Raw genomic sequence first — 14,720 nt, 5'->3', positions numbered from 1 at the left:
CTCCAGCTGACACCACAAAAGATCAATGGTCACCCAGGTCTATCGATTAGCAGCGAAACGTACGTCATTAATAGCGGTCAAATCGCGGGTTGTATTCAACACCAGCTATGCCATTATGCTGGCGTTAATGTATTTGTTTGCAGTGAGCGACATTAAATGATTGTGGGTTGGATATTGGCGCTGGTGTTGCTTGCAGTTCTCGCAAGCCAGCTTGTCGGAAAACGAAACCGCGTCGCTCATCCCTCGATACCGCTGACGGACCACCTCTCCCAGGCCATTCTCAGTATTGAGCCAAATGGAAAGATCAGTTACGCCAACCCCGCCGCCGCCCGCCTGCTCGGTTACGAACCCGGCGCCCTTATCGGGTTGAGCGTCGAAGAGCTGGTGCCGGAGCAGCAACGCCATCACCACGAGCACTGGCGCACCACGTTCTCGAAATCCGGTCGATCACGGGCCATGGGACAGCTGGATACCCTGGCCGCCCGGCACCGCTCTGGCCGCTCCATTCCCGTTCGCATCGAGCTCACCAGCCTGCCCAGCAGTGACCCTGACGGCCACAGCGTTCTCGCCACCCTTTACCCGAGAGATGACAGCGCAGCGGTGATTGAAAAGCTGCAGCGCGATGCCGGCGTCGGCACCTGGGAGTGGGATCCAGAAGAGGACAAGCTGAGCTGGTCGCAAAGCGTATACAGGATGTTTGGCCTGGACCCACGCCAGTTTGAGGCGAGCTATGACGCCTATCTCAACGTAGTACATCCCGATGACCGGGTTCGCGTCGACCTGAGCGTCACCAGCTCGATCGAAAACCGTGAACCCTACGAAATTGAATACCGTATCCTGCGTGACGGCGAGGTCAGGCACCTTCTGGAGCGTAATTATCTGCACCAGGACAATGAGGGTGTGGTGCGCCATATGTGGGGCAGCATCATCGATATAACGGAAACCCGGCGCGCGCAGTTGCGCCTGCAACTGGCCGAGACAGTGTTTAACCACTGCGCCGAGGGCATCCTGGTGTTCGATGAGCATCAGCAGCTGGTCCGCACCAACGCCGCCCTTAAGGAGATGGTGGGTTACGGGGACGCGGACACCGACAGCCTTGATGTGTCGACGCTGCTGCGCATGCCCGACACCAACAAGCCACTCTCGATAGAGGCGCTGATTGGCGAACGCAGCAGCGACGAACTGGAGTGGCGCGGCGAGTTACTGCTGATCCCCCGCGAGGGGCAAGCTATCCCGGTGCTGGCATCGCTGGTGCAGGAACAGGTCAGCGAGGAGACCCCGCCACGACATATTCTGGTCTGCACCGATATACGCCAGCTTAAAGCCCAGCAGGCGCAGCTTCGTTTCCAGGCGATGCACGACGCGCTGACCGGCCTGCCCAACCGGCGCCTGTTTGCCGAGCACCTGGACAAAGCGATCGCGGCAAGCAAACGCAGCAGCGAACGTCTTGCGGTGGTCTATATCGACCTGGATGGTTTCAAGGCGGTCAACGATACCTATGGCCATGAGGCCGGCGATACCCTGTTAAGAGAGATCGTCCGCCGCATCAAGGGGCTGGTGCGCGAGAGCGATACCATCGCCCGCCTGGGCGGCGATGAGTTCGCGATTATTCTCCCTGCCTGCGGTACCGATGCCATGCTGGAGGAGATCCTTGGACGCCTGATCAAAGAAGGCGCCTATACCTACAAGGATCTGGACGTAACACTGAGCCTGGGTGCTGTCTGTTATCCGGATCACAGCGAAGACAGCAAGGAGCTGCTGATCCTCGCTGACCAGACCATGTACCGCGCCAAATACAGTGGCAAGAACCGTTACCTGATCGCCTCGGTACTATAGCCAGAGCTCATAGTGGATGAACTGCCGGTCTGCCTGGTAATTGTTGGCTTCATACAGACGCTGAGCCCCGGCGTTGGTTTTCGCCGTAAACAGCTCGACAACACAGCAGCCCGCGGTATCAGCGGCCCTGCGGGTCGCATCGAGCAATGCCTGCGCCACACCCCAGCGCCTGAAACCAGGGGCAACAAACAGATCACTCAGCAACCAGCTGGGACGGCACTCCAGCGAGGCAAAGCCCGGGTAGCACTGCACAAAACCCACCACGGCCTCCTCACAAAGTGCAACAAAAAGCCGGCTGTCGCCCCGGGTCAGCCGCTCACTGATAAAGTGCTCTGCCAGCTGCAGATCAGCGCCATACTCGTAAAACTGCCGATAGTGATCGAACAGTACGGCCAGCTCCCCGGCATCGGCGGGCACCGCGGGACGCACCTGGATATCGGCGGCACCATTATTCATCATTGCGAGTATTCATCATTGCGGGTTCCTGCAGGCATCAAATACCCGCAGACTTTAGCCCCGGCTCTCTGAGGCGTCCACACCACTTTTGCCTCAGTCCGGCGCAGCTGATAAAACCTAAGCATGTTCAGCAGCAAGATCCGGCCTGGCCCTGAACGCACCAGGGCACAAACGACCGTTAATCAGCAGGGAGAGTCCGATGAACAACCGCATTCTGGAACTGGACGGTATCGATCCGCGTATCAAGGCAACCTTCGGCGCACTGCCGCCCAACACCATGCGCGATTTCGAAAGCCGCGAAGCGCTGATCGGCGCCGCCAACAGCGACAAGGCCAAGGCCACCCGCGCCCTGTTCAACCAGTTTCTCGAAGCCAATGACAACCCGCTCACCTCTCCCGGCACCGGGCTGATAATCAAGGACTACCAGTTCACCTCCTGGCCCGATGGCAATAGCTGCAACCTGCGTTTTATCCGCCCGGACAATAACGCCAGGCTGCCCTGCGTCTATTACATCCATGGGGGTGGCATGCAGTTCATGTCCTGCTATGACGGCAACTACCGCGCCTGGGGCAAGCTGCTCGCCAGCCGTGGCGTTGCCGTCGCAATGGTGGACTTTCGCAACGCTGTGGTCCCTTCATCGGTCCCCGAGATCGCACCTTTCCCGGCCGGGCTGAATGACTGTGTCAGCGGGCTGGAATGGCTCTTGCGTGAACATGAAGCACTGAATATCGACCCGGATCAGGTGGTGGTTTCCGGTGAAAGCGGCGGTGGCAACCTGGCCATCGCCACGACGATGAAACTGAAACAGATGGGACAGGTCGAGCGGCTGAAAGGGCTGTTTGCACTCTGCCCCTATATCGCCGGCGAATGGCCCCAGGAGAAATACCCCTCCTCCTCGACACTCAACGGCGTAATGCTGCAATTAGACAACAACCAGGGGCGGATCGGTTACGGCATCGAGGCGTTCGATAGGAAAGACCCGCTGGCCTGGCCCGGTTTTGCCAGCGAGGAGGATGTGAGCGGCTTCCCGCCGACGATCATCAGCGTTAACGAATTTGATCCCCTGCGCGATGAGGGGATCGAATTTTACCGACTGCTGTTGCGGGCCGGCGTAGCGAACGTACGCTGCCGCGAGGTGATGGGCACCATTCATGGCACCGAGCTGTTCCCGCTGGTCTGTCCGGATATCTCGGCGGACACGGCGGCGAGCCTGGTGGACTTCTGCCGCCGCTAGGTCTTTAACCCATCAGTCAAACAGGTCGCGGCTGAGGGTGCCCGACACCACCAGACTATCCAGCTTCTGGCGGGCAGCGGTTGCATCCATGCCGTAGCGCTCGCCAAGCACCGAGATAAACGCATCATCCGCACTGCGCCCCAGGGTAGATGCCCGGCCGCAGATATACACCCGCGCGCCCCGTTCGATCCAGTCCATCACCTCGGCGCCCTGCTCTTTCAGTCGGTCGGTGATGTAGTGACGATCTTCAGGATCACGCGAGAAGGCGGTATCCAGACGTGTTATGACGCCCGCCTGCTGCCAGGCAGCCACCTCCTGGGCATAGAGGTAATCGCCATCACGGTGACGGTTACCAAACATCAGCCAGATCGGCCCTGCGTTTTCCAGCGCCGCGCGCTGCTCGATAAAACCGATGAACGGCGCGATACCACAACCGGCGGCAATCAGGATGATCGGCGTGGTCACATCCGTCGGCGGATTAAAGCGTTCGTTATGTGCCACCTGAACCTGGCGCTTATCGCCAGGCTGCATAGCCAGACAGAGATCGCTACTGGCACGGCCCAGCACTTCCTGGCCCTGCTCGTTGGTATAACGCAGCAGCGAAACACTGAGCCGGATCAGGCCCGGTGTTACCGAGGAATCGGAACCGATGGAATAACTGCGCGGCCGCTCGCCTTCAGCGGGCTGGTGCATCAGCAGATCGCCGGGCCTGAAGCTCACAGCCTCCGGCACTTTCAGCTCGATGCTGTAGTTTGCCGGGCAGTTCTCGTGCTGGGTCTGATCAAGCTGTCTGCGACCAACCAGTTGCGCCTCGTGGCCGGTCTCGATGCTGCCAATTTCCGCACTTTTCAGCGCCGTATCCAGATCCAGCCTCCAGTCAAACCGCTGTGACAGCTTATTCAGCCATTCGCGCCAGGGCTGCTGCGGTGCCTGGTCGACCTTTACCGGCGCTTCAAGCTCATCAGCCCCGGCTTCCAGCAAGGCGCGGCGCAGCTTCATGCCCCCACCACAGAAATCGCTGTAACGGCTGTCGCCCAGGGCCAGCAGGCTGAACTTAACACCGTCCATCGCTCTGGCGCCCAACCCCTGCGCCCAGGAGCGGACATTTTCAGGCAGCTCACCCTCGCCGGTGGTGGAGGCCAGCACCAGCACCTGGTCGTAGTTTTGCCATGTCGCCGGCGCAAAAGCGGCAAGACCACCGCTATCCACGGCGATATCACGACGGGCAAAACAGTTCGCGGTGGCTTCGGCCAGTTTCTGGGCCGTACCGGTCTGGGAGGCATAAACGATCAACGTTTTCGCACCGGCAGTCAGGCTCACCTTGCGCCCCGCCGCACGGCGACGATACCAGCTGATAAAGCCGGTCACGCTCAGTCCAAGCAGCAGTCCGCCGGCAACAAAGTTCAGCCAGCCGGACCAGGCGCCAGCCCAGGTGCCCTCATGCAGGGTTTTGGACGAGAGTGCCTGGGGTTCCAGCACATGCACGTCGGAGGCTGTCACCAGCAGCGTCTGATCAGTGGTCGAGAGCATCACAGAGCCGAACTTGAAACGGCGGGCACTCTCCAGCTGCGACAGATCAACCTCAGCATCGGCGAGACGCAGCGCCTGAGCCAGCTTTACCGTTTCGTGTTGTCCGGGGCTGATCGGCAACGGCGTCTGCCAGATATGCTGGGTCATCATGACGCCGGTTAACGGCAGCAGCAGCGCCAGCGGAAACAGCCAGGCGCCCAGCTGATGGTGCCAGCCGATCAGGGTTTTACGAAATTTAGGCCAACCGAGAAAGATGCCGACAACCACGATGCCCAGCATCGCCCAGGTGACGATTTCAACGATCAGCCCAAGACCCAGCAGAAGGTCCTTGTGAAAGGATTTGACCAGATCAAAAAACGCACCGGTCTGATCCCCTGTGCCAGCGCGCTGCTCTCCGCTCTGCAGGTCCACCACGCCCAGGGACCCCAGGCTCCACTCGGTTTCCCCGGCCCGGCTGATTGAGCGGACACTCTGATCCGGGTCCATCGACTCCAATGCAGAGGCAAGCACGGTCGCCTCCACCGGGGTTTGGTAAGCAATCTGGCTACCAGACTCCAGCACCGGCTTGAGAGCCAGGATCATGCCACTGAGTATGACCAGCAGAAACAGGGGAAATAACACCAGCCCCATCCAGCGGTGGAGCTGCAACAATAGTGCTTTCATCTTTACTGTCCTTAGTGAAACGCTCATGCCCCTATTTTAAAGTGCCATAAGCCCAAGGAGCGTTAAGCGAAAGTAAAGATGCGTAAAGCTAGCCAACAGGATGAGCGGATACCGGCAAGCCGTGATGATGCCTGCGACTCGGGTTAAGATGGTGCGGAATTCACATTTCGGGACAGGAATTATTGATGCCTTACGCTATTTCCCTGCACATGCTGGCTGCCGTTATCTGGGTCGGCGGCATGTTTTTGGCTTACGTCTGCCTGCGACCTGTTGCGGCAACTCTGCTGGAACCACCCCAGCGCCTGCAGCTCTGGACCGGCGTATTCAAACGTTTCTTTCCCTGGGTATGGGCGGCGGTGATCAGCCTCGTGGGTACCGGGCACCTGATGATCGCCATGATGGGTGGCTTCAAATATGTGGGCCTGCACGTTCACATTATGCTGGCGCTGGGCTACCTGATGGTACTGCTGTTTCTTCATCTCTACTTCGCTCCCTTCAAACGTCTTAAACGCGCAGTCGAGGCAGAGAACTGGCCCGAAGGTGGAAAGGCGCTCAAACAGATCCGCTTAATTGTCGGCATTAATCTGGTACTGGGGATCATTACCGTCGTTAACGCCGCCGGAGGTCGTTTTCTCTATGGCTGATGGCTAAGAGAAGATGGCGATATGACGTTCAGAACCAAGCAAAGGGGCGCACCGGAAGGTCGCCCTTTTGTTATTCAACTGCTCAACATTTACTGCGCGGCACGAAACGGATCAGCCGCTTCAACATACGTGGCCTGGTCAGACGGCAAACCTGTTACTGCGCATTTCCCACCCGGGTCCCAATCCTCACATCTGTTTAACGAGCATATGCGACCTGTGTGAGAGCTTCTCACGACAAAATGAGCCAGGCTCAGGGAGTTAATGACGGTTTTGCAGTACAATATGCACCCTGAGTTTTAACCGGACCTATGGATAGCGACACGTGAGCGACACCAATTTGCAGAACACCCTGCCCTTGCGCGCCTCTCTGGAGAGCACCCTGAAAAACCGCATCATGATTCTGGATGGCGGTATGGGTACACAGATTCAGTCACTGGGGCTTCAGGAAGCCGATTACCGCGGCGAACGCTTTGCCGACTGGCATCTGGATGTAAAGGGCAACAACGACCTGCTGGTGCTCACCCAGCCCAAGCTGATTCGCGATATTCACCGTGAATACCTCGATGCCGGCGCCGATATCATCGAGACCAACACCTTCAACGCCACGCAGATCGCCATGGCAGACTACGAGATGGAGTCGCTGTCCCGCGAGATCAACGTGGTGGCCGCGCGTCTGGCAAAAGAGGCCTGCGCCGAGGTCAGCGCCAAGACAGGTACGCCCCGTTATGTTGCCGGTGTACTGGGCCCGACCAACCGTACCGCTAGCATCTCGCCAGATGTGAACGACCCGGGCTACCGCAACGTTACCTTCGATGCGCTGGTAGAGGCGTACACCGAGTCCGTCGACGGCCTGGTCGAGGGTGGCGCCGATATCATCCTGATCGAAACCATTTTCGATACCCTGAACGCCAAGGCGGCGATCTTCGCGGTCGAGCAGTACTTCGACGATCACGGTATCCGCTTGCCGGTGATGATCTCCGGTACCATCACCGACGCTTCCGGCCGCACCCTGTCCGGCCAGACCACCGAAGCGTTCTGGAACTCCATCCGTCATGCCAACCCGATCAGCGTCGGCCTTAACTGCGCCCTGGGTCCGAAGCAGCTGCGCCAGTATGTCGAAGAGCTGTCACGCGTGGCCGATACCTTTGTTTCCGTGCACCCCAACGCAGGTCTCCCCAACGCCTTCGGTGAGTACGACGAATCACCGGAAGAGATGCGCGACGAGATCCGCGAATGGGCTCAGTCTGGCCTGGTCAACATCGTTGGCGGTTGCTGCGGTACCACCCCGGAGCATATCCGCGTAATCCGCGAAGGCCTGCTGGATCAGGACCCGCGTGAGCTGCCGGAGCTGGCCGTGGAGTGCCGTCTGTCCGGCCTGGAGCCGATGAACATCGGCGCCGACACCCTGTTCGTCAACGTCGGTGAGCGTACCAACGTCACCGGTTCAGCCCGTTTCCGCCGCCTGATCAAGGAAGGCGATTACGAGACTGCCCTGGAAGTCGCCCGCCAGCAGGTGGAGAACGGCGCCCAGGTGATCGACATCAATATGGATGAGGGGATGCTCGACGCCATCGCGGCGATGAACCGTTTCCTCAACCTGATCGCTTCCGAGCCCGATATCTCCCGCGTGCCGGTAATGCTCGATTCCTCCAAATGGGAGGTGATGGAAGAAGGCCTGAAGCGCATTCAGGGCAAGGGCGTGGTCAACTCCATCAGCCTGAAGGAAGGTGAAGAGAAATTTATCGCCCAGGCTCGCAAGATCCGTCTCTACGGCGCGGCGGTGGTGGTTATGGCGTTCGATGAGACCGGCCAGGCCGATACTTATCAGCGCAAGATCGAGATCTGCGAACGCTCCTACCGGGTGCTGGTCGACAAGGTCGGCTTCCCGCCGGAAGATATCATCTTCGACCCCAACATCTTCGCCATCGCCACCGGTATCGAAGAGCACGACAACTACGCCGTGGACTTCATCAACGCCACCGGCTGGATCAAGCAGAACCTGCCCTACGCCAAGGTGTCCGGCGGTGTCTCCAACGTGTCGTTCTCCTTCCGCGGTAACGACAAGGTGCGTGAGGCGATCCACTGCGTATTCCTCTACCACGCCATCCAGAAAGGGATGGACATGGGTATCGTCAACGCCGGCCAGCTGGCGATCTATGACGACCTCCCGCAAGACCTGCGCGAGCACGTTGAAGATATCGTGCTGAACCGTCGTGAAGACGGTACCGAGCGGATGCTGGAGCTGGCCGAGAAATACCGCGGCGGTGCCTCCGAGTCCTCTGTTCAGCAGGACCTGGCGTGGCGCGACTGGCCGGTCAACGAACGACTGTCACACGCGCTGGTCAAAGGCGTGGCCGACTATATCGACGAAGACGTCGAAGAGTGCCGCCACAACTACGAGCGTCCGCTGCAGGTGATCGAAGGCCCGCTGATGGATGGCATGGGCATCGTCGGCGACCTGTTCGGCTCCGGCAAGATGTTCCTGCCCCAGGTGGTCAAGTCCGCCCGCGTTATGAAAAAGGCCGTGGCCTACCTGATGCCTTATATCGAAGAGGAGAAAGCGGGCAACGCCAGCAGCTCCGCCGGTAAGGTGGTCATGGCGACCGTTAAGGGCGATGTGCACGATATAGGCAAAAACATCGTCGGCGTGGTGCTGCAGTGTAACAACTTCGAGATCATCGACCTGGGCGTTATGGTCCCGGCCGAGAAGATCCTGCAGACCGCCCGTGACGAGAACGCCGATATTATCGGTCTCTCCGGCTTGATCACACCGTCACTGGACGAGATGGTCCACGTGGCGAAAGAGATGCAGCGCCAGGGCTTTACCATTCCGCTGATGATCGGCGGTGCGACCACATCCAAGGCGCACACCGCCGTTAAGATCGAACCGAACTACAAGAACAACCAGGTGGTACATGTCACCAACGCCTCCCGTTCTGTGGGTGTTGCCTCTGCCCTGCTGTCGGAAACCCGCCGCGATGCGTTCGTCGCCGAGATCAAGACGGACTACGAGGCGGTGCGTGAGCGTCACGCCGCGCGTCAGAACGACCAGCGCCGTGTCACCATCGAGGCCGCCCGCGACAACTGCTTCAAGATCGACTGGGACAACTACACCCCGCCGAAGCCGATGCAGCCGGGCATCCAGGTGTTCGATGACTACGACCTGGAAGAGCTGAGCCACTACATCGACTGGACCCCGTTCTTCCAGTCCTGGGAGCTGGCCGGCCGCTTCCCGCGCATTCTCGATGACGAGATCGTCGGCGAAGAAGCGCGCAAGCTGTATGAAGACGCCAGACTGATGCTGCGCGATATCATCGACAACAAGAAGCTCAAGGCCCGAGCCGTTATCGGCCTGTTCCCGGCCAACTCTGTCGGCCACGACGATATCGAGCTGTACACCGATGACAGCCGCGAGACCGTGAAGATGCGCCTTCACCAGCTGCGCCAGCAGATGCAGAAGGTGGAAGGCAAGGCCAACATGTGTCTGACCGACTTTGTCGCACCGAAAGAGAGCGGCAAAGAGGATTACGTCGGTGCCTTCGCGGTCACCGCCGGCATCGGTATCGACGCGATCGTCGCCGCCTATGAAGCCGATCACGATGACTACAACTCGATCATGATCAAGGCGCTGGCCGACCGTCTGGCAGAAGCCTTTGCCGAGCGTATGCATGAACGGGTCCGTAAGGAGTTCTGGGGCTACGCCGCCGATGAGAGCTTCGAGAACGATGACCTGATCCGCGAGCGCTATACCGGCATCCGCCCGGCACCCGGTTACCCGGCCTGTCCGGACCACACCGAGAAGGCGCTGCTGTGGGAACTGCTCGATGTGGACCACAACGCCGGCATGACCCTGACCGACAGCTACGCCATGCTGCCTACCGCTGCCGTCAGCGGCTGGTACTTCAGCCATCCCGACTCCACCTACTTCGGTGTCGCCAAGATCAGCGAAGACCAGGTAGAAAGCTATGCCAAGCGTAAAGGCATGAGCATGGAAGAAGCCGAGCGCTGGCTGGCCCCGAACCTGGGCTACGAGCCGGAACAGGGCTGACGCCGAACGGCGTGGGGGCTTATGCCCTCACGCCGCTTTTACCAACACCCGCCTGTTCCGCGTTACGCACTGCCTTCCATTACCTCCCCGTTTTGCCTCCCCGTTTTGCCCCCCCATTTTGCTTCAGCATGGATCGCCGGACACTGCACTCGATGAGGCATGTCGCACTCGATCAGTGCATCCTGGTCGCACCGAGGACCGCGAGCGCTGCGCCAAAACATTCCTTCCCAGCCGTATACGTCTAGAACCAACGTTCTAATCTATTGTTTTAATTGACTTAAAATTATTTTGCCAATTTGCGATAACGCTTTGGTATCTACTTTGCAAATACACTACCGAGCACAAAAAATTCCCCTGAGTATATTTTTTAGGGGCCAGGCAGTCGGTAGAGGTTATCCATGGCAACGACACCCGGTTCACAAAATACCCAGAGCCAGGGCTACAGATACATGCTGGGCAGCCGCACCTATCAGTTCTCCGACCTCAGGGATCTGATGGCAAAAGCCACGCCTGCCCGTTCTGGTGACCGGCTTGCCGGCGTAGCGGCGGAAACGGCGGAACAGAGAGCCGTTGCCCAGCGCCTGCTTGCGGAAGTGCCGCTTAAACAGTTTTTGCAGGAAACGCTGGTCCCCTACGAACAGGATGAAGTCACCCGCCTGATCATCGACGAACACAGCGCCGACGCCTTTGCACCGATCTCTCACCTCACCGTGGGCGATTTCCGTAACTGGCTGCTCAGCGATGACGCGACCAGCGAGATGCTGACCAGCGTACGCGATGGTATTACGCCGGAAATGGCCGCAGCGGTCAGCAAGCTGATGCGCAATCAGGACCTGATCCTGGTGGCGAAAAAGTGCCAGGTCACCAGCGCTTTTCGCAACACTCTCGGCCTGCCCGACCACCTTTCCACCCGCCTGCAACCGAACCACCCCACCGACGACGCCACCGGCATCGCTGCCAGCATTCTGGATGGCCTGCTTTACGGTAACGGCGACGCGGTCATCGGCATCAACCCCGCCACCGATAACGTGGCCCAGGCGGTGAAGCTGATGCAGATGATGGACGCGGTGATTCAGGAATATGAGATTCCCACCCAGTCCTGCGTTCTGACCCATGTCACCAACACCCTTGAGGCGATCGAACAGGGTGCACCGGTGGACCTGGTGTTCCAGTCTATCGGTGGCACGGAAGCGACCAACTCCAGCTTTGGTTTCAATCTCGCCAACCTGGCGGAGACCCGCGAGGCCGCTCTCTCACTTAAGCGCGGCACTGTGGGTGACAACCTGATGTATTTCGAAACCGGCCAGGGCAGCGCCCTGTCGGCGGATGCCAACCACGGGCTGGACCAGCAAACCTGTGAAGCGCGCGCCTATGCCGTGGCCCGCAAGTTCAAACCGCTGCTGGTAAACACCGTGGTTGGTTTTATCGGCCCGGAATACCTGTTCGACGGCAAGGAGATCATCCGCGCCGGCCTGGAAGATCACTTCTGCGCCAAGCTGCTCGGCCTGCCGATGGGCTGTGATATCTGCTACACCAACCACGCCCAGGCGGATCAGAACGATATGGATAACCTGCTGACGCTGCTCGGCGTGGCCGGATGTACCTTCATCATGGGCATCCCCGGCTCCGATGACATCATGCTGAACTACCAGACCACCTCTTTCCACGACGCGCTCTACGCCCGTCGCGCTCTGGGGCTGCGCCCGTCACCGGAATTCGAACACTGGCTGACCCGCATGCAGATTTTCCAGGATGCCGGCCAGTTCACCCTCAATGACAGCTTGCCGGGCGCCTTTGCCAAGCCACTGCAACGCGCCATCGGGAGGGGCCTGTGATGACTCAGTCCAACAACAGCTACGTCACCAGCAACCCCTGGCAATCCCTGCGTGCTTTCACCGATGCCCGTATCGGCCTGGGTCGCGCCGGCGTCAGCCTGCCGACCTCGGAGCTGCTCGATTTTCAGCTCGCCCACGCCCAGGCACAGGATGCGGTGCACCAGCCGCTGGATGTGGCCGCTCTGCTGGAACAGCTGAATCCGCTGATTTACGACTGCGGGCTTGACCCCTGCCACAGCCTGCAGAGCCGGGTACCGGATCGCCCAACCTACCTGCAGCGGCCGGATCTGGGCCGTCGCCTGGATGAGGCCTCCGCCGTGGTATTGCGCCAGTACACCTTAAGCAATCATCGCGCCTATGACCTGGCGATCGCGGTGGTCGATGGTCTCTCCTCCCGCGCCATCGCCGAGAACACCCAGCCGTTTCTTGCCGAGCTCTGCGCAGCACTGAAGAACGACAAAGAGGAGTGGAGCCTCGCCCCGCTCAGCGTCGTGACTCAGGGCCGGGTGGCGATCGGCGATGAAATCGGCGATCTGATCAACGCCCGCGCAGTACTGGTGATGATCGGTGAACGTCCGGGGCTCAGCTCACCCGATAGTCTGGGGCTGTACCTGACCTGGGACCCGCGTGTGGGCCTTAACGATGCCCGCCGAAACTGTATTTCCAACGTCCGCAAGGCGGGCCTGGATTATCCCGATGCGGTACGCAAGCTGATGTACCTGCTGAAGGAATCACGCCGGATGCAGCTATCCGGTGTACAGCTGAAAGAGCGCTCCGAAGAACCGCTGATCGACGGCGCGCAAACAGAAAAAAACTTTTTGATTTCAGATGTAAAACCCTAAAACCGAGGACAGTACTATGGATGAGACTCCAACCCTGCAGTCGTTGCAGGCTGCTCTTGATGCCCAGCAGGCGGTATTCGAGATGCACCAGTCAATGAACGTCGAGGTGTTCTATTGGTGGTGCACCGCGATCATGATCATGATCCACGCGGGCTTCCTGGCTTATGAAATGGGTGCTTCGCGCAGCAAGAACGCGCTGGCCGCCGGTATCAAAAACATTCTCGCCCTTGCGGTGATTATTCCCACCTTCTACCTGTTTGGCTGGTGGATCTACAACGCTATGCCGAACGGCTTTATCCCGATTGACGCCTCTTTCGCCCTGCCCTGGTCGCAGAGCATGGGTCCGGATGTTCAGGACATGGGCAGCGGTATCTTCTGGGCGGCCTTTGCCCTGTTCGGCGCCACCACCGGCTCAATTCTGTCTGGTGCGGTCATCGAACGTATCCGCGTCAGCGCCTTCCTGATTCTCACCATCGTGCTCGGTAGCGGTGCCTGGATCCTGGCCGGTGCCTGGGGCTGGCATCCGGACGGCTGGCTGCTGACCAAGATGGGCTACCACGATCTCGGCGCTTCCGGTGTTGTCCACGCCGTTGCCGGCTTCTTCACTCTGGGTGTGCTGATGAACCTTGGCGCCCGTAAAGGCAAGTTCATCAACGGCGTAGCACAGACTATTGCACCGCACAGCCTGCCGATGACCCTGATCGGCCTGATGATGATCATCTTCGGCTTCTTCGGCTTCCTCGGTGGTTGCATCATCTTCAACGGTGGTGAAACCGGCTGGACTACCATCTACGGTAACCCGACCAACCTGTCCGCCTTCGCCTTCAACACCCTGATGGGCTTCGCCGGCGGTATCATCGGCTGCTACATCGCCACCCGCGATCCGTTCTGGACCATGTCTGGCGGTCTGGTAGGCATCATCTCCGTCGCAGCAGGTCTTGACCTGTACGATCCTGCGCTGGCCTTCATCATCGCTACCTGCATGGGTCTGCTGGCGGTATGGTTCGCCAAGTTCCTGGAAAACCGCGGTATCGATGACGCTGTAGGTGCTGTTGCGGTTCACGGCTTCACCGGTTTCGTAGCTGTTGTACTGGTTGGCGTATTCGCTGGCGGTACTCCGAACGTAGGTGATCTGCCTGCCATCAGCTTCGTCGGTCAGCTGACCGGCGCGGTTGTCATGGTACTGCTGGGCTTCATCCCGGGCTACGCGGTATCCGCTGCCCTGAAAGCCGCCAACATTCTGCGCGTACCGGAGAAATGCGAAGTGATCGGTATCGACGAAGTCGAACTGATCGCCAAGCCTTACCCGGAATCCACCACGCCGGCATCCGTGCCGAGCGAAGTTCCTAACAAACTGGCTAACACCGAGCCGCAAGGAGTCTAATCATGGGTACATCAATTACCAGCTGGGAAAATGTAAGCGCCTATTTCACCTTTGCTGACAACCCGATGGCACTGGCCCTGTTCGTAGTCGGCGTGGTTGGCATCGTTGGCGGCCTGATCGGCTCCATCGTCAAACACGAAAACGAGGCATTCGAAGCACACAAGTGATCGAATAACGCCAGCGTAAATAGTCACAAAGCCGCTGCCCTCGGGTAGCGGTTTTTTTGCGTCAAACCGGTGCCAGGCCGG

10 protein-coding genes are annotated in these 14,720 nt (G+C 59.3%); 8 read left to right on the top strand and 2 right to left on the bottom strand.

Annotated features, from left to right (window positions below; all coding sequences use genetic code 11):
* Positions 1-156 precede the first annotated feature (156 nt).
* Positions 157-1,836 carry a diguanylate cyclase domain-containing protein gene (locus tag ACQUQP_RS10590; RefSeq protein ID WP_432694996.1) on the top strand — a complete coding sequence of 560 codons (1,680 nt, stop codon included), beginning with the start codon at positions 157-159 and terminating at the stop codon, positions 1,834-1,836.
* On the opposite strand, the gene ACQUQP_RS10585 is transcribed toward ACQUQP_RS10590, so the two are convergent.
* Entirely contained in the window at positions 1,831-2,295 is a 465-nt protein-coding gene (locus ACQUQP_RS10585; protein ID WP_432694995.1) for a GNAT family N-acetyltransferase, read from the bottom strand. The two genes, ACQUQP_RS10590 and ACQUQP_RS10585, sit on opposite strands and share 6 nt — an antisense overlap.
* 196 nt (positions 2,296-2,491) lie before the next feature.
* Between ACQUQP_RS10585 and ACQUQP_RS10580 the strand changes: the two genes are divergently transcribed.
* A complete protein-coding gene (locus ACQUQP_RS10580; protein ID WP_432694994.1) occupies positions 2,492-3,526 on the top strand; it encodes an alpha/beta hydrolase in 1,035 nt (344 codons plus the stop codon).
* A gap of 12 nt (positions 3,527-3,538) precedes the next feature.
* Here the strand turns inward: ACQUQP_RS10580 and ACQUQP_RS10575 are convergent, their stop codons facing one another.
* Positions 3,539-5,719 (bottom strand): PepSY domain-containing protein, encoded by a 2,181-nt coding sequence (locus ACQUQP_RS10575; protein ID WP_432694993.1) that lies wholly within the window; start codon positions 5,717-5,719, stop codon positions 3,539-3,541.
* Between the two features lie 185 nt (positions 5,720-5,904).
* Between ACQUQP_RS10575 and ACQUQP_RS10570 the strand changes: the two genes are divergently transcribed.
* The 6 genes from ACQUQP_RS10570 (at position 5,905) to ACQUQP_RS10545 (ending at position 14,639) form a co-directional block, all read left to right on the top strand.
* Positions 5,905-6,363 (top strand): CopD family protein, encoded by a 459-nt coding sequence (locus tag ACQUQP_RS10570; RefSeq protein ID WP_432694992.1) that lies wholly within the window; start codon positions 5,905-5,907, stop codon positions 6,361-6,363.
* A gap of 394 nt (positions 6,364-6,757) precedes the next feature.
* Entirely contained in the window at positions 6,758-10,411 is a 3,654-nt protein-coding gene (gene metH / locus ACQUQP_RS10565; RefSeq protein WP_432698693.1) for a methionine synthase, read from the top strand.
* Between the two features lie 398 nt (positions 10,412-10,809).
* Complete coding sequence (locus tag ACQUQP_RS10560) at positions 10,810-12,246, top strand: ethanolamine ammonia-lyase subunit EutB (RefSeq protein WP_432694991.1); 1,437 nt, start codon at positions 10,810-10,812, stop codon at positions 12,244-12,246.
* Positions 12,246-13,088, top strand: a complete 843-nt coding sequence (gene eutC / locus ACQUQP_RS10555) for an ethanolamine ammonia-lyase subunit EutC (protein ID WP_432694990.1) — start codon at positions 12,246-12,248, stop codon at positions 13,086-13,088. Before ACQUQP_RS10560 ends, eutC begins: the two co-directional genes overlap by 1 nt.
* A gap of 16 nt (positions 13,089-13,104) precedes the next feature.
* Positions 13,105-14,472 (top strand): ammonium transporter, encoded by a 1,368-nt coding sequence (locus ACQUQP_RS10550; RefSeq protein WP_432694989.1) that lies wholly within the window; start codon positions 13,105-13,107, stop codon positions 14,470-14,472.
* Positions 14,473-14,474: 2 nt separating this feature from the next.
* Positions 14,475-14,639: a hypothetical protein gene (locus ACQUQP_RS10545; protein WP_432694988.1), complete on the top strand. Its 165-nt coding sequence runs from the start codon at positions 14,475-14,477 to the stop codon at positions 14,637-14,639.
* Positions 14,640-14,720: the final 81 nt, after the last annotated feature.

Origin of the sequence: Marinobacterium sp. YM272 (genome assembly GCF_050908845.1) — a bacterium.
In the GTDB taxonomy this organism is placed as follows: domain Bacteria; phylum Pseudomonadota; class Gammaproteobacteria; order Pseudomonadales; family Balneatricaceae; genus Marinobacterium_D.
Note: the sequence above shows the minus strand (reverse complement) of the source record. Positions and strands in the feature narration are given on the sequence as shown.

Excerpts from the sequence above, each read along its gene's own strand:
- ACQUQP_RS10590 (WP_432694996.1), top strand. The coding sequence starts at position 157 with ATGATTGTGGGTTGGATATTGGCGCTGGTGTTGCTTGCAGTTCTCGCA.
- ACQUQP_RS10585 (WP_432694995.1), bottom strand. The coding sequence starts at position 2,295 with ATGATGAATAATGGTGCCGCCGATATCCAGGTGCGTCCCGCGGTGCCC.
- ACQUQP_RS10580 (WP_432694994.1), top strand. The coding sequence starts at position 2,492 with ATGAACAACCGCATTCTGGAACTGGACGGTATCGATCCGCGTATCAAG.
- ACQUQP_RS10575 (WP_432694993.1), bottom strand. The coding sequence starts at position 5,719 with ATGAAAGCACTATTGTTGCAGCTCCACCGCTGGATGGGGCTGGTGTTA.
- ACQUQP_RS10570 (WP_432694992.1), top strand. The coding sequence starts at position 5,905 with ATGCCTTACGCTATTTCCCTGCACATGCTGGCTGCCGTTATCTGGGTC.
- metH (WP_432698693.1), top strand. The coding sequence starts at position 6,758 with ATGATTCTGGATGGCGGTATGGGTACACAGATTCAGTCACTGGGGCTT.
- ACQUQP_RS10560 (WP_432694991.1), top strand. The coding sequence starts at position 10,810 with ATGGCAACGACACCCGGTTCACAAAATACCCAGAGCCAGGGCTACAGA.
- eutC (WP_432694990.1), top strand. The coding sequence starts at position 12,246 with ATGACTCAGTCCAACAACAGCTACGTCACCAGCAACCCCTGGCAATCC.
- ACQUQP_RS10550 (WP_432694989.1), top strand. The coding sequence starts at position 13,105 with ATGGATGAGACTCCAACCCTGCAGTCGTTGCAGGCTGCTCTTGATGCC.
- ACQUQP_RS10545 (WP_432694988.1), top strand. The coding sequence starts at position 14,475 with ATGGGTACATCAATTACCAGCTGGGAAAATGTAAGCGCCTATTTCACC.